Origin of the sequence: Actinoallomurus sp. CA-142502 (assembly GCF_050936355.1) — a bacterium.
GTDB lineage: Bacteria > Actinomycetota > Actinomycetes > Streptosporangiales > Streptosporangiaceae > Actinoallomurus > Actinoallomurus iriomotensis.
The window spans coordinates 1,098,373-1,118,685 of record NZ_JBNJMY010000001.1 but is presented as its reverse complement, the minus strand read 5'-3'; the positions used below and the strand labels follow the sequence as shown (position 1 = coordinate 1,118,685).

17 protein-coding genes are annotated in these 20,313 nt (G+C 73.6%); 8 read left to right on the top strand and 9 right to left on the bottom strand.

The annotated features are described in order from the left end of the window. Nucleotide 1 precedes the first annotated feature (1 nt). The 5 genes from ACQEV1_RS05410 to ACQEV1_RS05390 all read left to right on the top strand — a co-directional run bounded on the left by ACQEV1_RS05410 (nt 2) and on the right by ACQEV1_RS05390 (nt 5,402). The gene (locus tag ACQEV1_RS05410; protein ID WP_433391890.1) at nt 2-808 is read left to right on the top strand and encodes a phosphatase PAP2 family protein; all 807 of its coding nucleotides are present in this window, start codon (nt 2-4) and stop codon (nt 806-808) included. Between the two features lie 57 nt (nt 809-865). Next, nucleotides 866-1,510, top strand: a complete 645-nt coding sequence (locus ACQEV1_RS05405; protein WP_433391888.1) for a sulfotransferase family protein — start codon at nt 866-868, stop codon at nt 1,508-1,510. Nucleotides 1,511-1,774: 264 nt separating this feature from the next. Continuing rightward, entirely contained in the window at nt 1,775-3,502 is a 1,728-nt protein-coding gene (locus tag ACQEV1_RS05400) for a SulP family inorganic anion transporter (RefSeq protein WP_433391886.1), read from the top strand. 152 nt (nt 3,503-3,654) lie between these two features. Next, the gene (locus ACQEV1_RS05395) at nt 3,655-5,157 is read left to right on the top strand and encodes an MFS transporter (RefSeq protein ID WP_433391884.1); all 1,503 of its coding nucleotides are present in this window, start codon (nt 3,655-3,657) and stop codon (nt 5,155-5,157) included. Next, nucleotides 5,154-5,402: a DUF202 domain-containing protein gene (locus ACQEV1_RS05390; protein WP_433391881.1), complete on the top strand. Its 249-nt coding sequence runs from the start codon at nt 5,154-5,156 to the stop codon at nt 5,400-5,402. Before ACQEV1_RS05395 ends, ACQEV1_RS05390 begins: the two co-directional genes overlap by 4 nt. 13 nt (nt 5,403-5,415) lie before the next feature. On the opposite strand, the gene ACQEV1_RS05385 is transcribed toward ACQEV1_RS05390, so the two are convergent. The 6 genes from ACQEV1_RS05385 to ACQEV1_RS05360 form a co-directional block, all read right to left on the bottom strand. Further along, nucleotides 5,416-6,447, bottom strand: coding sequence for a cytochrome c oxidase assembly protein (locus ACQEV1_RS05385; RefSeq protein WP_433391878.1), 1,032 nt, complete (start codon nt 6,445-6,447; stop codon nt 5,416-5,418). Then, entirely contained in the window at nt 6,447-7,640 is a 1,194-nt protein-coding gene (locus ACQEV1_RS05380; RefSeq protein ID WP_433391875.1) for a Dyp-type peroxidase, read from the bottom strand. The genes ACQEV1_RS05385 and ACQEV1_RS05380 overlap by 1 nt, the downstream gene beginning before the upstream one ends. 13 nt (nt 7,641-7,653) lie before the next feature. After that, complete coding sequence (locus ACQEV1_RS05375; protein ID WP_433391873.1) at nt 7,654-8,118, bottom strand: copper chaperone PCu(A)C; 465 nt, start codon at nt 8,116-8,118, stop codon at nt 7,654-7,656. Then, nucleotides 8,115-8,858, bottom strand: coding sequence for an SCO family protein (locus tag ACQEV1_RS05370; protein ID WP_285631158.1), 744 nt, complete (start codon nt 8,856-8,858; stop codon nt 8,115-8,117). The genes ACQEV1_RS05375 and ACQEV1_RS05370 overlap by 4 nt, the downstream gene beginning before the upstream one ends. Nucleotides 8,859-8,952: 94 nt before the next feature. Then, complete coding sequence (locus ACQEV1_RS05365) at nt 8,953-9,603, bottom strand: hypothetical protein (RefSeq protein ID WP_433391870.1); 651 nt, start codon at nt 9,601-9,603, stop codon at nt 8,953-8,955. 81 nt (nt 9,604-9,684) lie between these two features. Then, on the bottom strand, nt 9,685-12,603 hold the full coding sequence (locus tag ACQEV1_RS05360) for a BTAD domain-containing putative transcriptional regulator (protein ID WP_433391867.1): 2,919 nt from the start codon (nt 12,601-12,603) through the stop codon (nt 9,685-9,687). Nucleotides 12,604-12,800: 197 nt separating this feature from the next. Here ACQEV1_RS05360 and ACQEV1_RS05355 point away from each other — a divergent pair, with 197 nt between their 5' ends. The 3 genes from ACQEV1_RS05355 to ACQEV1_RS05345 are packed head-to-tail and all read left to right on the top strand — an operon-like array spanning nt 12,801 to nt 15,983. Continuing rightward, nucleotides 12,801-14,009, top strand: a complete 1,209-nt coding sequence (locus tag ACQEV1_RS05355) for a sensor histidine kinase (RefSeq protein ID WP_285631149.1) — start codon at nt 12,801-12,803, stop codon at nt 14,007-14,009. Further along, complete coding sequence (locus ACQEV1_RS05350) at nt 14,006-14,701, top strand: response regulator (RefSeq protein ID WP_285631146.1); 696 nt, start codon at nt 14,006-14,008, stop codon at nt 14,699-14,701. Before ACQEV1_RS05355 ends, ACQEV1_RS05350 begins: the two co-directional genes overlap by 4 nt. Before the next feature lie 43 nt (nt 14,702-14,744). Next, nucleotides 14,745-15,983 (top strand): IS701 family transposase, encoded by a 1,239-nt coding sequence (locus ACQEV1_RS05345; RefSeq protein ID WP_433391863.1) that lies wholly within the window; start codon nt 14,745-14,747, stop codon nt 15,981-15,983. 269 nt (nt 15,984-16,252) lie between these two features. On the opposite strand, the gene ACQEV1_RS05340 is transcribed toward ACQEV1_RS05345, so the two are convergent. Genes ACQEV1_RS05340 through ACQEV1_RS05330 form a run of 3 tightly spaced genes read right to left on the bottom strand, consistent with a single transcriptional unit; the run spans nt 16,253 to nt 20,252 of the window. After that, nucleotides 16,253-17,455 (bottom strand): MFS transporter, encoded by a 1,203-nt coding sequence (locus tag ACQEV1_RS05340; RefSeq protein WP_433391861.1) that lies wholly within the window; start codon nt 17,453-17,455, stop codon nt 16,253-16,255. Further along, nucleotides 17,452-18,627 (bottom strand): hypothetical protein, encoded by a 1,176-nt coding sequence (locus ACQEV1_RS05335; protein ID WP_433391858.1) that lies wholly within the window; start codon nt 18,625-18,627, stop codon nt 17,452-17,454. The genes ACQEV1_RS05340 and ACQEV1_RS05335 overlap by 4 nt, the downstream gene beginning before the upstream one ends. Next, nucleotides 18,624-20,252: a DUF4135 domain-containing protein gene (locus ACQEV1_RS05330; protein WP_433391855.1), complete on the bottom strand. Its 1,629-nt coding sequence runs from the start codon at nt 20,250-20,252 to the stop codon at nt 18,624-18,626. The genes ACQEV1_RS05335 and ACQEV1_RS05330 overlap by 4 nt, the downstream gene beginning before the upstream one ends. Nucleotides 20,253-20,313 lie beyond the last annotated feature (61 nt).

Sequence of the window (20,313 nt, the reverse complement as noted above, 5' to 3'; positions counted from 1 at the left end):
CGTGCGTCCGACACCCCCCAGGTCCCGGCCGAAGATCGTACGGGAGCTCCTCCTCGTCATCGTCCTGTACGGCCTCTACCGGCTGGGACGGCTCGCGGCGAACGGTCACGTCTCCGAGGCCTTCGCCAATGCCGCGCGGGTGTGGAGCTGGGAACGCACCGTGCACCTGCCCGACGAGGCCTCCGTACAGGGCCTCATCCTGCACGGCCGAGCCCTGGAGAAGGCCGCCAACCTCTACTACTCCAACGTCCACTTCCCAGCCATGATCGTGTTCTTGGTGTGGATGTTCTGGCGGCATCCCACCCACTACGTGTGGGTACGCCGCGTCCTCACCGCGCTCACCGGCGCCGGTCTGGCCCTGCACCTGGCCTTTCCTCTGGCGCCACCGCGCATGGTCCCGGCCTTCGGCCTCGTCGACACCGGACGCCTGGTCGGCCCCTCCCCGTACGGCGACGTCGACACGCAGGGCCTGGCGAACCAGTTCGCCGCGATGCCCTCCCTGCACGTGGGCTGGGCGCTCGTCATCGCGATCGGCCTCATCACCGTGGGCCGCAGCCGATGGCGCTGGATCTGGCTGGTCCATCCCGCCGCCACCCTGTTCGTCGTGGTGTCCACCGCCAACCACTACTGGCTCGACGGCATCGTGGCCGCCGCCCTGCTGGGCGCCTCGCTGTTCCTGATCCCCCCAAGGCGCCGAGCACGACTGACAGACGCCCGACTATCGAAGCCGCACCCTCCGACAGCCGCCCGATCAGCCCGAGCTCTTCCCCCACTCGACCCGCCAATGCACACCGCGACGGGGCACTAGCATCATGGAATCGTCGGTGGACGACGATCCGCCCGGACAGGGAAAGGGCAATCCGCCATGCTCGATGTCATCGGCGTTGGATTCGGGCGTACTGGGACCTTGTCGTTGAAGTCAGCCCTGGAACGGCTCGGATTCGGCCCCTGCCACCACATGACCGAACTCCTCCAGAACGCCGAGCAGATCTCACAGTGGGAGCGAGTCGTCCGCGAGGAGAATCCCGACTGGGACGCGGTCTACCGTGGATACCGCGCGACGGTCGACTGGCCGGGCGCGCACTTCTGGCGTCAGCTCAGCGAGCATTTCCCCCGCGCCATGGTGATCCTCACGGTGCGTGATCCGCGGCGCTGGTACGAAAGCGCGAGGGAAAGCATCTACCAGGCGTCCGTCGGTCCCGCACCGGCCGATCCGGGTCTGGCCCTGATGCGGCAGGTCGTGCACGAGATCGTCTGGAAGGGGGAGTTCGACGGCCGGTTCGATGACGCGCGACACGCCATCCGGATGTTCGAGCAGCACAACGAGGCGGTGTGCCGCGAGATCCCGGCCGACCGGCTGCTGGTCTTCGAGATCACGCAGGGCTGGCGGCCTCTGTGCGAGTTCCTCGGCGTGCCCGTGCCGGACGAGCCGTTCCCCCACGGCAACGACCGGCAGTCGTTCGCCGAGCTGAGGAGGCGGCTCTCCTCGGGGAACCCCGAGCAGGCTTGACGATTATGTCGAGAAGGCCTGACTCCTCATGTTGCGTGAACTCCACATAATCTACTGTCCCGATCGGCATTACGAAATTCGAATGTAACGACGCGGCCGATGGCGGCACCCCATTCGGGAAGGGCAATCAGCCTATTCCGCAACTGCCGATCGAGACGTGACCATAATTACTCTCTGTGATCGACGGAATCATCCGCGTGCGCGCACCGGCCAGTAGCGGCAAAAGCGTCATATGCGCACTCGACCGCCGGAACGGAGCGTGTGATGCCGGGAATCGTGTTCTCACCGCGGACCGCTCCCCGGCATGGCCGGCGACGGCCGATCCCGCGAAACCGGCTGACCGCCCTGCTCCCCGGGCGAGCGGACTGGGCCGCGATGCGGCGCGACCCGCGCCGGGACGTGCTGGCGGGGCTGTCGGTCGCGGTCGTGGCGCTGCCACTGGCGCTGGCCTACGGCGCGAGTTCGGGCCTCGGCGCCCGGGCCGGGCTGGCCACCGCGGTGGTGGCCGGCGCGCTCGCAGCGATCTTCGGCGGCGGCGCGCTTCAGGTGTCCGGGCCGACCGGGGTGATGACCGTGGTGCTCGTCCCGATCATCCGCCACCACGGCGTGGAAGGTGCCCTGCTCGCCGGGATGATGGCGGGCGTCCTGCTCGTCCTGGCGGCGCTGGCCCGGCTGGGCCGGTACGCGCGCTGCGTGCCGGCCTCGGTGGTGGAGGGGTTCGCGGTCGGGGTGGCCGTCGTGATCGCGCTGCAGCAGGTCCCGGCCGCGCTCGGGCTCGGCGCGCGGCATGGGGAGAAAGTATGGCGAGTGGCCGCCGCGACCGTCGCCGACTACGCGAGAGACGTACGGCCGGCGCCCCTGCTGATGGCGGCGGCGGTGGCCGTGGCGATGACGGTGGGCAGCCGGCGTCTGCCGAAGGTGCCGGTCGCCCTGATCGCCATCGCGGCGGCGACGCTGGTCGCCCGGTTCCTGCCCCTGCACCTCGAACGCGTCGGCGAGGTGCCCGCCGGTCTGCCCGTCCCGTCGCCGCACTTCCTCGACTTCGGCGTCGCGGTGGCCCTCCTGCCGTCAGCGCTGGCGATCGCGGTGCTGGCCGCCCTGGAGGGACTGCTGTCGGCCGCGGTCGTGGACGCGCTGGGCGCGGGAGAGCGCAGCGACCCGGACCGGGAGCTGTTCGGGCAGGGCCTGGCCAACCTGGCGGTGCCCTTCGTCGGCGGGGTTCCCGCGACGGCGACCCTGGCCCGTACGGCGGTCAACGTCCGATGCGGCGCGACGTCCCGGCTCGCCTCCCTCACTCACGCCCTCGCACTCGCCGCGATCGCGTTCATGGCCGGCGGCCTGGTCTCGGCCATCCCCCGCGCCGCGCTGGCGGGGCTGATGCTCGGCGCGGCCGTGCGCATGATCAAGATCAGGTCGCTGGCCGCGATCGTGCGCACGAGTCTCAGCGACGCTCTGATCGTGGCGTTCACGCTGACCGTCACGGTGATGGTGAACCTCATCGCGGCGGTCGCCGCCGGAGTGGTCATCGCGACCGTGGTCACCGTGGCCGCGCTCGCCCGAAGCGGGCGCATCGAGGCGATGCCCCTGGAGGGCGCGGACGGAGACGACGCCGGTGAGGAGCGTACGACCGCCGGCGACATCGGCCTCTACCGGCTGGAGGGTCCCTGGTTCTTCGCCGCCAGTCACCGGCTCGTCCAAGGACTGGGCCAGGTGAGCGGACGGCGGGTGGTGATCTTCAGCATGGCCGGCGTCTCCGCGCTGGATCTGACGGCGGCCCGCGTGCTCGGTGAGACGATCACGCAGTTGCGCGGTCGCGGCGTGACCGTGCTGCTGGCCGGGGTACGCCCCCGCCATCACCGGCTCATCGCCCACGCGACCGACGGTACGCACCTGCCGCCCGCCGATCTGCTCCACCCGGACCCCGCCGCCGCCCTCCTCCACGCGCGCTCGCTCGTCGGTACCCCCGACCCGCCGTCCCCGCGCCGCGCATGACTCGGCGCGGCCCGCAATGAGCGGTCGGGCCAAGACCTCCTTCCCCCGGCCGCACCGTCGTCGCCCCGTTCCGCCAGTGTCACAGTCCGTCATCGGGTGCCTATGTTGCGTGATGTCCTTCTCTTACAGAACTAACCGCGAGGAGTGGGGGCATGCCGGTTCTGGGTGCTCTGCGCACGGAGGCGCCCCGGCCCCGGATCGTGCGCGAGCATCCGCGCGCCTCATGGCTCGCGGCGACGACGGTGTGCGCGGGCACGTTCCTCGGGCGATGCGACGCCGGCGCCGTCGTGTTCTCGCTGCCCGCACTGCGGCGGCACTTCGACGTGTCGCCGGTCGCGGTCCAGTGGGTGTCACTCGGCCACCTGCTGACCCTGGCCGCGGTGGCGGCCCCGATGACCCGCATGGTCGACGCGCTCGGTCCCAAGCTGACCTGGACATACGGATTCGTGGTGGTCACGGCGGCCTCGGCCGTGTGCGGGCTGACGCCCTCCCTGACGGTCCTCATCGCGTTCCGGGTGGTGCAGGCGATGGGCGCGGCCATGGTCCAGGCCGGCGGCCTCGCGCTGATGAGCACCGGCGTCATTCCGGGTAGACCATCGACCAGCGCGGCGTCGCTCCTCGGCCTGGTGGCGGGACCGGTCGCCGGCGGCCTGATCATCGCCTCGGCGGGCTGGCGCTGGGTGTTCCTGGCCGGCGTTCCGGCCGGATGCGCCGGTGCGGTGGCCGGGCGCTGCCTGCTCCCCCGGACGCGCCTCTCCCGAAAGTCGCATGCCCTGCCGCGCGGCGGACGGAGGTCGCCGGCTCTCACCCTGACCGCCCGGTTCGCGGTGTTCGCGCCGCTGGTGCTGCTCCCGCGGCTGTGCGCGGCCGACGGTGTGCCTCCGGCCGTGGCCGGGCTGATCACCGCCACGCCGCCCGCCGGATTCGTCCTCGCCGCCCTCCTCGGCCCGGCGCGCCGTACCCGCCTACGTGGGATGGTCGCCGCGGCCGGCTGCGTCGCCGTCATCGCCGGCATCGCCGTGGAGCCCGCCCCTGGAACGGTGAACACGATCCTGCTCGCCGCCCTCGGCGTCCTCCTGGGCACGCTCGTCATCGCGCGCGACACCGTCCCGGCGCCCCCGGTGGACCGCGCGGTGGCGGCCGGCGAGCTGGGCATGGCGCTGGCGGTGGTGACCGTCACCCTCACCGGGTCACCCGGCGGCGGCCGGCTCGCTCTCGCCGCGATCGCCCTCGCCGTGCTCGTCCTGGCGGCGCCGATCGCCGTACGGCCCCCGCGCGCCCGCCGGCGCGTCACGCCGGTCACCGCCGCGGAGACACCGCCGGACGCGCGATTCCTGCTCGCCAACGAGCGCACGTTCCTCGCGTGGAACCGTACGGCGCTGGCCCTGGTCGCGGCGGGGTTGGCGGTCGCCCAGCTCCTGCGCCCGTTCCCGGGCGTCCCGTGGGGGCGGCCGGCGCTCGCCGTCCCGCTGATCCTCCTGGGCGCCGTCATCGCGGTGATCGGCCACCTGGAGCTGGGCCGTAACCAGCGCGCCCTGTACCGGTCCGAGCCCCTGCCACGGTCCGTCCTGCCCAAGGTCCTGACGTTCGCCGTCGGGGTCATCGCGCTGGTCTCCGCGACGGTCCTCGTCCTGTCCGCCGCGCACGGCCGATGACCGGACGGCCTGAGGCGGCGTCCGACCCGGGCCTGGCCGAGGAGCGCACGGAACTGGCCTGGCGACGGACCGCCATCGCCTTCGCCTCGCTCAGCGGCGCGCTGGTGAAGGTGCACCCCGCCATCGGCATCCCCGCGCTCGCCCTCAGCGCCCTGGTAACCGGCGCCCGTCGTCCCGTCCTGACGACCGTGGCGGTCGTGGCCGTCTCACTGATGACGCTCACGGCCGTGCTGGTGAAGGGCTGACGGGCCGTCGCGGTCAGCGGTCCGCGCGCGGCGTACGGTTCAGGTCGGCGAGGAGCGCGTTGTAGGCGGCCAGGGCCGCGTCGTCCTCGTCGACGTCCCCGCTGGTCCGGAGCCGCTCGCGGTCCTGCCGCGCGGTGTCGCCGTGCCCGGTGCCGGCGAGGGCCGCCTGCCGGGCCGACTCCAGGAACTCGCCGGCCCGCGCGGCCTCCGGCGACCGGTCCGTGAACCACCGGGCGGCGACGACCAGCATCATCACGAACATCAGGCCGTCGCCGCCGATCCACATGACGGCGCCCGCGCCGTGGACGTCGGCCAGCGGGCCCGGCCCCCACGACGGCTGCGTCCGGGCGTAGGCGGGAAAGGGCGGGTGGGTGGCCTGCAGCAGGACGATCCCCACGATGGTGTCGGCGGACATGCCCATGAACAGGCTGAACAGCCGCAGCGGGTACGGCAGCCCGTCACGGGGTGAGTCGGCGGTCAGCAGCCGGGAGAAGTACAGGTACCCGCCGCCGAGGTAGAGGGCGCGCTCGAGTGCCATCAGTCCCGGCGATCCCATCATCACGTCCATGAAGGACGACAGGTGGACGCCGAACAGAACCGCCGCGTATCCCGCCAGTCCGGTGAGCGGCGAGCGGAGGAACCTGGCGAACCACGTGCCCCGGATCGACTCGACGCGATCGCGGGCGGCGCCGCGAGTGGCGCGCAGCAGCAGGGTCGTCGGGTGCCCGAGGCACAGCAGCCACGGCGACAACATGATCAGCATCAGGTGCTCGATCATGTGCACCCACAGCAGGCCCGCGTCCCCGTACACGCCGGGGCTGCCCATGATCGCCGCGCCGGCGACCGCGAGCCCGGCCGTGAACGCGGCCGTACGAGCGAGCGGCCATCGCGTCCCGCCCCGGCGCGCCGCGACCACGGCCCCGAGGTAGAGCAGCAGGGCGAGTGTCAGGAGTGCGGCGGTGACGGGCGCGAACCGCCACGTGGTGAACGCCTGACCCCAGGTGAGCGGCGCCAGGGGGTCGCCCATCGTCATGGGATGGTCCATCAGAGTCTCTCCAGGAGGTCTTGGCCGAGATGGCCACCGGGATCACAGCCACGCGGGACCGCGAACAGCGCGCTGGAGGTGTGTCGGAGGTACCGGCTCAGGTCGTCCGCGAGCGCGAGCCGCTGCTGGATCCGGGTGAAGCCGCCGGCCGGGTCGGACTGGAAGGCCATGAACAGCAGGCCCGCGTCCGGCGTGCCGTCGGTTCGGTGGCCGTCGAAGTAGGAGAAGCCCTTGCGCAGGATGGTCGCGCCCTCGTTCGACTCCGGAGACGCCTGCCGGACGTGGGCGCCCGGCCCGATGGCGAGCGAGCCGTCGGGGTTCTGCCGGTCCAGGTCGAAGGGCGTGAACTCGGTACCGCCCGACAGCGGCGCGCCGGTGTCCTTGCGCCGTCCGACGACCTGCTCCTGCCGGTGCCGGGGCAGGGTGTCCCAGTCGTCGAGGAGCATGCGGATCCGGCGGAAGACCAGGTAGGTCCCGCCGCGCATCCACGCCGGCCCGGTGTCGCCGACGAAGATCTTCGAGTCGAATCCCGGGTCGCCGGGCCGGGGGTTGCCGGTGCCGTCCAGCTGGCCCATCAGGTTGCGCGGAGTGGCGTTCTGTCCGGTCACCACGCCGTCGGTGGTGCTGAACCCGCTCATCTGCCATCGGACGCGCGCGGTGCCCCGCGCCAGCCGGGTGAGCGTACGCAGGGCGTGCGCGACCACGATGGCGTCATCCGCGGTGAACAGCACCCCGACGTCGCCGTCGCTCCGGGCCGGATCGATCTCGTCGCGGGGGAAGGCGGGCAGCGGGGCCAGCGCGGCCGGAACCGGGACGCGGAGGCGGCGCAGCAGCGAGGCGCCGAACCCGGCCGTGATCGTCAGCGCGGCCGGGCCGTACCCCGCCGCCATCGCGTCGTCTCCGGACGGCGCCCGGCCCGCGGTCAGGTCCCGTGCCGCGCCGGTCCAGGCGCGGAGCATCGACCGCAGCCGGGTCGCGTCCGCCCCCGGCTCCAGGTCGAAGGCGGCGAACCAGCCGTGCGCGGCGTACGGCGCGAGGATCCCGGCCTGGTGCCGGCCGTCGAAGGGGATCCGGTGCCCGCCGCGAGCGCGTGCGGACTCGCCGCGTGTCGCGGCGGCCACGCCCGCGCCGCCGGTGGCCACGGCGGCGCCTCCCGCGAGTGCGGTCATCGCGAGCAGTCCGCGGCGGCTCACGCGCCGATCGGGGTCACGTGCCATCGGGCCGGTATCCGATCGGCTCGACCGGCGCCCGTACGGTGATCGGGACGGACCGGCGGAAACGGAGCGTCAACGTGACGTGGTCCCCCGGCCGCAGTGACCGTACGGGCCGTTCGAGCATGACGTGATATCCGCCGGGGCGGAACACCAGCCGTCCCCGGGCGGGCACCGCGACCGAGCCGACCATCTCCATGGTCCGGCCGGTGCTGCGGTGCATCATCGTCTCGGCGGCGACGTCGCTGCCGACCCCGGTCAGCTCGTCCCCGGCGCCTCCCTCGTCGACGACCGTGAAGTAGGCGGCGGCGACGTCGGGCGAGGCCGGCCGGGGCACGTACGCGCCCACGACCCGCAGCTTCGGCCTGCTCACGGGAGCGGCCGACGTCCACGCGGCGAGCGCGGCGACGGCCACGACGACCGCCACGCCCATGGCCAGGAGCGGCGTCCGCCGGCTCACGTGTCGCCGCCCTTCGTGGTCGTCTCCCGCAGGAGTTTCGGCAGGTCGGCGGCCCAGTCGGCGGCGGTGACACCGGCCGTGTAGATGAGGTGCGCGCGGTGGTCGGCGCCGAACGGCAGCACCTCGGCGCCGTGGGTGACCTCGTAGTCGCCCGTGGTCGACGACGGCCGTTCCAGGGCGATCCCGAGCGGCTTGGCCGCCGCCTGGATCTTGGCGTAGTCGCCGGTCAGCCCGATGAAGGACGAGTCGAACGAGGCCAGCCAGGACTTGATCACCTTCGGGGTGTCGCGCCACGGGTCGGTGGTGATGAACACCACCGCGATCCGGGCGCGCTGGGCCGGGGCGAGTTTCCGCAGCGCCGCGGCCAGGTCGGCCATGGTCGTGGGGCACACGTCCGGGCAGTGGGTGTAACCGAAGTAGACCAGCGTCAGCCTGCCCTCGGTGGCCTTCCTGAGGTTCACCGGGCGTCCCGAGGCGCCGGTCAGCGTCAGGTCGGGTTCGCGCAACGGCGTGCTGATCCTCGTGCCGTGCAGATCGGGGGTGGGCCCGGCGACCTTCACCGGAGGTGAGTCGGCCTGGTTTCCGCAGGCGGCCAGCGTCGTGAGGAGCCCGAGCGCGGCGGCCCCGGCGAGCCGCCGGGCGGTTGCGGCCCCGGGACCGGCGACTCGGGCGCCGCGTCCGGTGGCATGGGAGAAGAACATCGTGATCCTGAGCATGGTGAACGGGCGTACGGCGACCACGGCGTCGCCTCCGGCGCCAGAGGGCTCATGGACGGCCCCCGGACCGGTCAGGCGAAACCGGGTGAAGCGGCGCCGGCGGTGGCGCCGCGTGTGATCACGCGAAGTACGTGCCGACGGCCCGAGGCGGCCCTCGCCGCACCAGCGCGTGGCGCAGCGCCGCGAGAGCGGGCGGGGACTCGTCCTCACCTCGCCAGGGGTCCGCGCCGGCCGGCCCGCGATCCGCGTCGACGCCACCCCGGAGGAAGACCGCGAACGCCCGCAGCGTGCGCCCCACGAGGGATCCGACGATCACGCCGAGCGCGTGCCACAGCGCCCGCTCACCGGCGTACAGCCACAGGGCGACCAGCAGCCCGGCCAGCGCGTGGGCGCCCCACATGCCGGCCGACATCCCGCCGTCGTGCGGCATCCCCGCCGGCGTGCCGGCACCGGTGAGGTGGTGCATGCCGCCGTGCGTCACCATGCCGAGGCGGCCGGGAGCCGTATCCGGGTCCGCCGGCGTGGACCAGGTGAACCACAGGTGGAGGCAGCTCTGCGCGACCTCCACGGCGAGCAGGATCCACCACAGCGGCCGTCGCCGGTCGGCCAGGCAGTACCCGACCGCGCTCACGACGGCCAGGGCGATCCAGCCGGACCACGCCGGCGCCGGACGCGACGCCATCAGGTCATGCCCGGCCTTGGACAGCACGACGCACACCGAGGCGAAACCCCCGGCGCGCACCAGCCGAAACCACCCAGGCGGAACCATGACCTCACTGAAAACTACGACGTGTAGTACATCGAGGCTACACCGGGCCGCCAAAGCCGAGGACACCCGGTAGCCGCCCGATCACCTCGCGGACGCGGTGGGGAGGTGGAGGAGGCGTTCGAGGACGGGCAGCGGTGGTGTGCGGGTGGTGGCGCGGAGTGCGGTGGCGCGGTCCCAGAGGGTGCGGGCCTCGGTCACCCGGCCGAGCGCGTCGGCGGCGCGGGCCAGTGCGTAGGTGGCGAGGGCGCGGCGGTAGTCGTCGGCCGGGCGCGCGGCGACCTCCAGGGCGGTGTTCGCCGCTTCGCGGGACTCCTCCACGCGGCCGAGGCGCAGCAGGCTCTCCGCCCTCCCGAGCAGCGCCAGCCACTCGGCCTGCCGATGGCCTGTCTCGGCCGCGAGCCGCACGGCCTCCGTGCCGTTGGCCTGGGCGGCGTCGTGCCGGTCCAGTTCGCAGTACGCCACGGTGAGCATCGCCAGGGTCAGGGCGGCGCCCAGCCGGTCCCGGCAGCCGCGCTGGAGCCGCAGCGCCGCGTCGAGCAGGGCCACCGCCTCCTCCGCGTCGCCGCGGGCCAGGTGGATCTCGCCGATGTTGTGGAGCAGGAGGCCCCGCTGCAGGGGCAGCTTCATCAGCTCGTACCGGCTGAGCGCCCGCGCGTAGTAGGTGAGCGCCCGCTCGTCGTCGCCGCGCAGCTGGTACAGGTGCCCCAGGTGGGAGAGCACGCTGGCCTCGCCGGTCGGCGAGCCGGTCCGCTGCGCCAGTCCGAGCGCGCGGTTCAGCTTCTCCGCCGCCGCGTCGAAGCGGCTCGCCTGCTGGTCGGCCCCGCTGAGGATGGTCCAGGCCAGGATCTCGCCGCGGCGGTCGCCGAGCCGGTCGGCGACCCGGCGCGCCTGCTCGGCGAGGAGCGCGTAGTCGCTCCAGTGTCCGCCGCGTGGCAGGTAGGACTGGAGCACCCACATCAGGTCGATGGCGAGGCGGGCGGAGCGGTCGGGTGTGTCGGCCAGGCGCCGGGCCAGTGCGACCATCCCGTCGCGTTCGGCCTCCAGCCACGCCACCGCCTCGGAGGGGCCGGCGAACGGGGGCGGGACGGCCCAGTCCGGTTCCAGCCAGTCCCCCGCGATCTCGGCCACCGGGTCGTCCCGCAGGCAGCGGGCCGCCTCTCGCGCCGTGCCCAGGTAGTGGCTCGCGAGCCGGCGCAGCGCGGCGTCCCCGTCCCCGCCGTCCTCGGCCGAGGCCAGCTCAGCGGCGAAGAGCCGTACGAGGTCGTGCATCCGGTAGGAGTCCGGGCCCTCGGCGTGGACGAGCTGGGCGTCGGCGAGCCGGTCCAATGCGTCGCGCGCCACCCGGGGGACGTCGTCGAGCAGCGCGGCCACCGCCTGCGCGCGGACGTGGGACAGGCCGGCGGCACCGGCGAGGCGCAGGGCGCGGGCGGCGACCGGATCGGCGGCCGCCAGGTCGCGGTAGCCGACCCGCAGGCAGGTGCGTACGGCCAGGTCGCCGTGGCGCAGCTCGTCCAGGCGCGCCGCGTCGTCGTCGAGCCGGTCGGCCAGCATCGCCACCGGCCATTCGGGCCGGGCGGCCAGCCGCGCGCCGGCCACGCGGACCGCGAGCGGCAGCCGGTCGCCGTGCCGCACCACCCGCGCGGCCGCCTCCGGCTCGGCGTCGATCCGCTCCGTACCGGCCAGCTCGGCCAGCAGGCGCACGGCCTCGGCCTCGCTCAGCGGATTCACCGGCAGCACGATCGCGTCGAGCGGGTCCAGCGGCCGGCGGCCGGTGATCAGGACGGCGCACCCGGCGGTCGCGGGCAGCAGCGGCGTCACCTGCTCGGCGCCGGCCGCGTTGTCCAGCACGACCAGCACCCGGCGGTCCGCCAGCACCGACCGCAGGCGTGCGGCGTCCTCGTCCGGATCGCCGGAGATCTCCGCCGACGGCACGTCCAGCGCGCGCAGGAACCGGGCCAGCACCGTGGTGGCCGGGACCGGCGCCGAGGTCAGGCTGGTGCCGCGCAGGTCGGCGTAGAGCTGGCCGTCCGGGAACCGCGCGGCGGCGGCGTGCGCGGCGCGGAGCACCAACGCCGACTTGCCCACGCCGCCGGGACCGTGGACGGCGACCGCGACCGGGCCGTCCGGCACGGCCTCCAGCGCGGAGCGGATCGCGGCCAGTTCGGCGGCGCGGCCGACGAAGAACGGTGTGACGCGCGGCAGCTGGCGTGGCGCCGCCGGCTCCGCGGCGACCGTGGCCGTGATCAGGGCCCGCCGCGGCGGCGGGAGCGCGTCACGCCGTAACACCACCTGCTGCAGGGCGCGGAGTTCCTCTCCCGGGTCGATGCCCAGCCCGTCGGCGAGCGCGGCGCGCGCGTCGGCGTACGCGGCCAGCGCCGCGGCGGGGTCGCCCTGCCGGTACAGCGCGGTCATCAGCTGGACCCAGGCGCGTTCGCGCAGCGGATGACCGGCCAGGTGGCGGCGCAGCCCGCCGGCGGCCTCCTCGTACCGGCCGAGGTCCAGCAGTGCCGCGAACCGGTCCTCGCCGACGTTGAGCCGCTGCTCGTCGAGGATCTCGGCGGTCATGGCCAGGACGGGACCGTGGCGTGGCCCGGCGAGCGGCGCGCCGCGCCACAGGCCGAGGGCGCGGCCGAAGTGCTCGGCCGCGGTCGCGGGATCGCCCGGCAGCGCGGCCCGGCCCGCCGCCGCGTGCCGCTCGAACACGCACAGGTCCACGTCGACCGGTTCGACGTCGAGGCGGTAGCCCGCCGGGTGGCCGGTGAACCGGCCGGCGCGCGAACCGAGCAGGCGGCGCAGGCCCATGGCGTACGTGCGCAGGTTCGCGCCGGCCGAGGGCGGCGGCGTGCCGTTCCAGATCTCGGTGATCACCCGCTCACGTGCCACCGTCTCACCCGGATGCACCAGCAGGAGTGCGGCGAACGTCCACAGCTTCCCGCCGGAGGCGACCCGCTCTCCGGAGTCCGTCCGGACGGTGACCGGTCCGAGCACCCGGAAATCCACCCTTGGCACCTCCGCGACGGCCGGCGAGACGGTCGTCACCGACGGTACGCACGGCGACCGGAACGGACATCCGGCACAATAATGATGTTTTTCCTGCAACCCACGGTGTCGGCGACGCCCGTCCGCGCCCACCCCTGGGGGCAGCGGCGGCGCCTCGTGCAACCGACGTGGTACGCGATCGTGCCTACAGTGCCCGCATGATCCTTCGCAGGGCGCTGCGCCGGCCCGGCCCCCGGGCCGGCGACACCGTACTGGCGATCTGCCTGGTCCTCGGCTTCGTCGCAGCGGGCGAGACGTGGGATCCGCCGGGCTGGCGGCCCTTCGACACCCTGGCGATCCTGCTCAGCGCCGTCGCCGGGCTGCCGCTCGCGCTGCGCCGGCGGTACCCGCGGACGATCCTGCTCGTCTCGTGCGCGGGGTACGCCGGCTACATAGCGGCCGGCTACGTGCCCTCGATCACCGTCTGGGCATCGTTGCTGGCCGTCTACACGGTCGCCGCGACGCGGCCGCCGCGCGACCTCGTGCTGGGGATGGCGCTCACCATGGCCGTCATCCTGTACGGCGGAGCGTCGCTGCCCGGCCCGCTCGCCGTCATCGAGGCCCTGCTGGTGCCGGCGTGCGTGTGCGCGGTGGGCACGAACGCCCGGCGGCTCTCCGAGCGCAACGTCCAGCTCGCCGACCTGACCGCGCGACTGCGCGTCGAACAGGAGTACCGCGCGCGGCAGGCGGTGGCCGAGGAGCGGGTCCGCATCGCCCGCGAGCTGCACGACGTGGTCGCGCATCACATGTCCGTCGTCTCGGTGCAGGCGGGGCTCGCCCGCTACACGCTGGCCAGCGATCCGCAGACCGCGCGCGGCGCGCTGGACACCGCGCTCGCGACCAGCGGCGAGGCGCTGACCGAGATGCGCCGCCTGCTCGCCGTCCTGCGGATGGCCCGCCCCGACCCCGGCGAGCACGGGTACGGAACCGCGCCCGGCCTCAGCCGGCTCGAGGAGCTGGCCGGGCGGGTGCGCTCGGCGGGCGTGCCGGTGGAGGTGACCGTGACCGGCACACCGCGTCCCCTGCCGTCCGGCCACGACCAGTGCGCGTTCCGCGTCATCCAGGAGGCGCTGACGAACGTCCTGCGGCACGCCGGGCAGGCCCGGGCGTCCGTGACCGTGGCGTACGAGGCGGAACGCGTCGTCGTGCACGTCGTCGACGACGGCCGCGGGGCCGGCGAACGGCCGGCGCCCCACGGCATGGAGGAGATACCGCACGGGTTGCTGGGCATGCGCGAACGCGCCAGTATCTACGACGGCCAAGTGATCGCCGGTCCGCGCCCGGAAGGTGGGTTCGAAGTCGTGTTGACCCTTCCCGTACCTCCGGCGTCGCCGGACGGACCGGTCACGCCGGCCGCGACGCCATGACCGACCCCGGCGCGACGGCCGGAGACCCGGCCGCTCCGACGACGGTCCTCGTGGTGGACGACCAGGTCCTCATCCGGGCCGGCGTCGCCGCGCTGCTGCGGGCCGCGCCCGGCCTCGACGTCGCGGGCGAGGCCGGAGACGGCGAGCAGGCCGTCGCACTCGCCGCGTCCACGCGGCCCGACGTCGTGCTCATGGACATCCACCTGCCCGGCGTCAACGGCATCGAGGCCACGCGCCGCATCCTCGCCGACGCCGGCGGGGCTCCGCCGCGCGTGCTGATCCTCACCATGTACGACCTCGACGAGTACGTCTACGACGCGCTGCGGGCGGGGGCGTCCGGCTTCCTGCTCAAGGACACCCCGCCCGAACGTCTCCTCGCCGCCGTACGGACGGTCGCCACCGGCGACATGCTCTTCGCGCCCAGCGTGACCCGCCGGCTGATCGAGGCGTACGTGAACCGCAGCGTTCCGGCCAAGACGCCCGACGAGCTCACCAAACGCGAGGTGCTCGTGCTGCGCATGGTCGGCCGCGGAATGGCCAACGCGGAGATCGCTGAGACGCTCGACATCGCCGAGACCACGGTGAAGACGCACGTCAACCGCATCATGACCAAACTGCGCCTCAACAGCCGCGCCCAGGCCGTCGTCTACGCGTACGAGACCGGCCTGGTCAGCCCGTCCGTCTCCGGCTAGTAGTGCTTTGTTACGTTTGTGATCTTGGTTGCGATGATCGTGTGTGAGGTCTGGGGAGGTTGCCGCGGTCCGGTCGCGGTTGGAGGAGTTCGCGGCGGAGGTGTTCGCGGGGTTGCCGCGGTCGGATCAGCGTGCGACCGGTGGGTTGTATGTGCGGGGTTTGTTGCTGGATGGGCAGCGTAAGTCGATGCAGCCGATGGCGGAGCGGCTGGGGGTGGATCATCAGCGGTTGCAGCAGTTCATGACGTCTTCGACGTGGGATTTTGTGGGGGTGCGGCGTCGGTTGGCGGCCCGGGTCGAGCAGGTGGTGGCGTTGGTGGCGTGGGTGATCGATGACACCGGGTTCCCCAAGTACGGTTCATCCTCGCCGGGGGTGGCCCGGCAGTATTCGGGCACGTTGGGCAAGGTCGCCAGTTGTCAGATCGGGGTGAGCGTGCACGCGGTCACCGACGATGCTTCAGCGCCGTTGGACTGGCGGTTGTTCATCCCCGAGTGCTGGGACGATGCCTGCACCGACGATCCGGCCGTGGCCGAGGAGATCAAAGGCAGGCGCACGCGGTCGAGTATCCCGGCTGCCGAGCGGAACCGGCCGAAGTGGCGGTTGGCGATCGAGATGCTGGACGAACTACGCGGCTGGGGCTTGGAGACACCGGTGATCTGCGCGGACGCCGGTTACGGCGACAACGCTGTGTTCCGGGCCGCGCTGGCCGAGCGTGGCTTGGGTTACATCGTTCAGGTCAAGGGCACCTGCACCGCCCATGCCGCCGACGCCGTTCCTGAACTGCTGCCCTCTAAGGGCAAGGGCTGGCGTGGCCTGCCGCGTTATCGCACCAGGCCGGTCTCGTTGCGGGAGCATGTGCTGGCCGCCGGCCGCACCAGCGCTCAGCGGATCTGCTGGCGCCAAGGTTCCAAAGGCGAGTTGGCCGGTGACTTCATCGCGCTGCGCGTCCGCCCGGCCGGACGCAAGCCTCGCTATGGCGATGACGGCACCTTGGCCCAAGCCTGGCTGATCGCCCAGTGGCCGGCGGATGAGGACGAGCCGGTCAAGTATTGGCTGTCGAACCTGCCCGCCGAGACCTCACTGGCTGATCTGGTCCGGTTGGGAAAGATCCGCTGGCGGATCGAACACGACTACCGCGAACTCAAAACCGGTCTGGGCCTGGACCACTACGAAGGACGCTCCTGGAGAGGCTGGAACCGCCACGTCACCCTCGTGACCGCCGCCCACCTGTTCCTCACAACCCTGCGCCTGACCAGCCCAAAAGCAGCTGGGGCAGCCTGACCCTCTACAAGATCGTCCGCGAGCTCCAAGCTCTGCTCGCCACCTGGACAGGCCACTGCCCCACCTGCCAACAACCCCTCGCCTTACCCACCTAACAAAGCACTACTAGGGCCTGTCTCGAAGTCCCCGTCCGTAGCGAGCGGCGTCCAGGCGGCGCGTCGCAAGGCGGAGGAGGGAGTCAGCCTGGTGTTGGCTGGCGACCGACGACAACGCGGCGAGGCGTCGTCTGGACGCCGCGCAGTAGGACAGCGGGGCTTTGAGACAGGCCCCTAGAGCGCGTCAACGCGCAGACGCCGTACGCCGGGGACCGCGGCCGTGCCGGCGCAGGTCGCCGCCACGATCGCCGCCGTGGCGACGAGCGGAACGCCCGGGCCGGTCGCCGCGGCCAGTGTCGGGGCCAGGGCCACGCCGAGCGGCTGCGCGCCGAGCGACAGCACCAGCTCGTAGGCGGTGACGCGGGCGAGGACGTGCTCGGGCATGAGGGCCTGCACGGTGCTGTCCCAGATCGGGTCCATCAACCCCGCGAGTGCCATCGCCACCCCGTACGCGCCGATCACCATGGGTGCGGTCGCCCCGGCCGCGAGCAGCAGCAGCGGCGCGGCGTACACGCAGAAGCCCAGGTTTCCGGTCAGCACCGGGCGGCGCAGCCGGACCCTCGTCGCCAGCGCGGACCCAGCGAGCAGCCCGATCCCGCCTGCCTGGAGCAGGACCACCCACACGGTCCGGCCGCCCATCCGGTGGATGACGACCGAGGGGCCGATCGTCACCAGGACGCCCGAGGCGAAGTTCCACGACGCGTGTGCCACCAGGCTCGTCCAGTACCAGTCGCGGGCGCGCACCTCGGCCCACCCGGCGCGCAGGTCCGCCCACAGCGACCGGCCGGCGTGCCCGGTACGGCCGGTCCGCACCCGCGACAGGAGCGCGGCCCCGGCCGCGAACGCCGACGCGTCGATGACGAACACCGCGGCGGGCCCCGTGGTGAGGATCAGCGTGCCGGCGATCGTCGGGCCGAGCAGCAGGCCGACGCTGCGTCCGATGCTCAGCAGCGAGTTGGCGCGCTGCCGTTCGGGCGGCGGCACCACGGCGATGAGCAGCGGCCACGTGGTGGGCAGTGAGCAGGCGGCGGCCGAGCCCGCCACCACCTGCGCGCCCGCGATGACCGCGACGTCGGGCGACGAGGCGGTCAGTTCCAGGGCGATGAGCGCCTGGGTGACCACCCGTACGGCGTCGGCGGCGATGGCGGCCCGCCGGGCGTCGAACCGGTCGGCCAGCGCGCCGCCGAACGGCAGGAGCACGACCTTCGGCACGAGCGCGCACGCCAGCACCAGCCCCAGCTCGCCCGGCGTACCGCCCCGGTCCACGATCGCGATGGCCAGCGCGGCCGGCACCATGAAGTCGCTGAGCGCCGAGATCGTCCGTGCCCACAGCAGCAGCCGGAACGCCGTACGCGCCGACCTGGCACCGGCGCTCACGCCCCGGCGACGGCGGAGCCCGCGACCAGCCACGCCGCGAGGGCGCAGTGCGCGGCGCCGGACGGGACCTCGCAGGAGCCGCCCACCGGCAGCCGTCCGACCTCGGCGAGCCAGGAGGCCACCGTCGCGGCGAACCGCGCGGACCGGCCGTGCGTCGCGACCGTGACGTGGTCCTCCTCGGCACACCACAGCAGGGGCGCGTGGGTGACGGCCACGACCTTCGCCGGCGGCTCACCGGCCGGTGTACGGGGCGGCGCGCCCTCGATGCCGAACGCGGACGCGGCGGCCAGCGCCGCGTCGGGGCCGGGCGGCGCGCCGTACGGCGTGTCGAGGTAGGACCGGTACGCCTCCACCCAGTCCCGTGTCACCCGGCCTTCCTCCGTCGCCTCCAGCGTGAACGGCGCCTCGTCGGCGTCGAACGACGCCATGTAGGAGGCCAGGTTGAGGCCGACGGCCGGTCCCTCCGTCTCGCCGATGTGCCACAGGCCGTTCACCCAGGCGAACACCTGCCCGGCCGACGCGCGCAGCACGCGGCTCGACGCGTCGGCGGCGGCCGGATCCGGCAGGGACAGGTGTTCCTCGCCGACGCCCGGCAGAAACCCGGTGGTGTGCCGGCGCTCGGCTCCGGCCGGGATCCAGTCGTCCCCGGGCCACATGTGCATCGCCTTCGTGCCGGCGAGCACGAAGTGCCGGTTCACCGAGTACTCCCGGTGCACACCGCCGGGCGTACGGCGGTAGTCGCCGCCGAAGACCTCGACGTCAAGGCGGTTGCGCGGCAGCGGGAACGCGTCCGGTGAGCCGCCGATCGCCGACAGCACGACCTCGAACAGGTCGCGGTCGTGGCGGGCGAGGTCGCGCGCGTAGAACAGCACGGGCGTGCCGGACCCGTACGCGGCCTCCACGCGGGCGTACCAGCCCGCGAAGCCGTCGTCGTCCTCGGCGGGCAGCGCCGCACCGTCCTCGTGCCGCCGGGTGTCGACCACCCGGCCGTCGAGCACCGTCCACGTGACCCGGCCACCGGTCCGGCCCTCCTCCTGCGCGCGGATGGCACGCAGCGCGGCGTGCCAGGCCGCCTCCTGGGTCAGCGAGGGACAGGTCCAGTCCCAGACGGCGTAACGCGGGGTACGCGGGCCGGTCGTGCGCAGCGTCATCGGCGCCAGTTCCATGGTCACGCCAATCCGGTCGGGGTGGGAGTGAGCCGGTCGCCGAGGAGCCGGACGTCGTCCGGGCTCAGCGACACGTCGTCGGGCGGGGTGCTCAGGTGCTCGGTGAGGAACGCCGCCTGCGCGGCGGCGAACTCCTCGCCCAGGTCCGCGATGTTCGCGCGTACCTGGCTCAGCGCCGAGGTACGGAAGAACGCCGGGTGCGTACGGGTGTGCGCCCGCAGCGCCGTGCCGGACACCGGATGCCGGAAGTACGGAACGTCGTGGGCGAGCAGCGCGCTCACCTCATCGGCGACGAGCGCGTCGTACCGGGACCCTTCGGGCGTCTCCAGGCGGCGGGCCAGCTCCGCCGCGACGCCGTCGCGCGAGGTCGCGTACGCGGGCTGCTCGGCCAGGCGCAGCAGCCGGGTGTAGTACGCGGTCTCGCGGATGATCTGGCGGCTCTCCTGCGCGGCGACCCGGTCCCAGAAGGCGCCGTCGGCGAGGATCGCTGCCCGTCGCTCGCGGCACCGGGCGAAGACCGCGCGGAACCCGGTGAGGAGCTCCTGCAGGTGGCCGGCCGCGGGCTGGAACCTGCCCTCCAGCACGGGCAGGTTCACGGGCGGCTCGTGCCCGAGCCGGCTGAAGCCGACGGTCATCGTGTCGGTTCCGTCGCCGGCCGGGACCGGGTCGAGCGAGTACTGCCGCGCGCCGCCGAGCACCTGGAAGGCCGAGAACGCGCCCCGGCCGGGCGCGTCCGGGTCGGCGTGCTGCACCAGCCCGGTGTCGACCACCGACTCCAGCCGCCCGCTCGGGTTGCGCCAGGAGTAGTTCTGCAGCAGCGTCTCGGTGTCCACCAGCACGGGGTGCTCGCCGCAGGCGACCAGGTTCTCGAAGTGGCCGTCGGTGAAGTTCAGCAGGCAGCAGACCGCCAGCAGGACGCCGCACCGCGCCCAGTACCGCCGGACCTCCGCGGCACTCGCGCAGGGCGCGAACCGGGCCTCCTCCTGCCAGCCGTACGTCCCGCGCGTCACCACCGCCGGACGCCGCAGCCGCAGCTCGTCGGGAAGGTCGAGCAGGTCCGCGAAGTCGTGCAGCAGGACCGTGGCCGCGAGCGGCACCGGCTTGTAGTACACCCGCCGGCCGCTCCGCAGGACGAACGCGACGACCTGCCCGCCACCGGCGTGGCGGTCGCTGCCGACCGGCGTGACCGACCGCGGTCCGTACGGGCGGTGATCGGGCTGCTCGATGCCGGCCGCGAGGAGTTCCGGCAGGTCGGCGGCGAGGCGCCGGACCGCGTCGGCGATGGTCTCGGCGCCGGTCGACGCGATCACGGACAGGCCCGCGGCCACGACCGGGTACCGGTCGGCCAGCAGCTCGGGGGTCAGCCGTTCCCGGGTCCAGAAGTCCTCGTACCGTTCGGCCGGCGTCCGGCCGGAGAGCGCGCCCGCCTCGCGTGCCAGGGTCAGCTCGTGGCAGACGACGGGCAGGACCGTACGGTCGAGCTGCCGCGCGAGCGCGTCGCGCGCGGCGCGCAGGCGGTCCGCCGCGGGTTCGCCGGGCGGTGATGGGAAGGACTCGGCGACGGCCGTTTCCAGGACGGTCTCCGCCGCCTGGAGCTCCGCCGCGTACAGGGCACCGCGCGCACCGCTCAACGAGAGACTCCGTTCCGCCGTGAGTGGACCAGCACGAGCCGGGGCGCCCTGGCCCGGCGCC

Bases quoted from the DNA above. Each gene is read 5' to 3' on its own strand.
- ACQEV1_RS05405 (WP_433391888.1), top strand. From the start codon at position 866: ATGCTCGATGTCATCGGCGTTGGATTCGGGCGTACTGGGACCTTGTCG.
- ACQEV1_RS05355 (WP_285631149.1), top strand. From the start codon at position 12,801: ATGATCCTTCGCAGGGCGCTGCGCCGGCCCGGCCCCCGGGCCGGCGAC.
- ACQEV1_RS05400 (WP_433391886.1), top strand. From the start codon at position 1,775: ATGCCGGGAATCGTGTTCTCACCGCGGACCGCTCCCCGGCATGGCCGG.
- ACQEV1_RS05390 (WP_433391881.1), top strand. From the start codon at position 5,154: ATGACCGGACGGCCTGAGGCGGCGTCCGACCCGGGCCTGGCCGAGGAG.
- ACQEV1_RS05365 (WP_433391870.1), bottom strand. From the start codon at position 9,603: ATGGTTCCGCCTGGGTGGTTTCGGCTGGTGCGCGCCGGGGGTTTCGCC.
- ACQEV1_RS05395 (WP_433391884.1), top strand. From the start codon at position 3,655: ATGCCGGTTCTGGGTGCTCTGCGCACGGAGGCGCCCCGGCCCCGGATC.
- ACQEV1_RS05350 (WP_285631146.1), top strand. From the start codon at position 14,006: ATGACCGACCCCGGCGCGACGGCCGGAGACCCGGCCGCTCCGACGACG.
- ACQEV1_RS05385 (WP_433391878.1), bottom strand. From the start codon at position 6,447: ATGGACCATCCCATGACGATGGGCGACCCCCTGGCGCCGCTCACCTGG.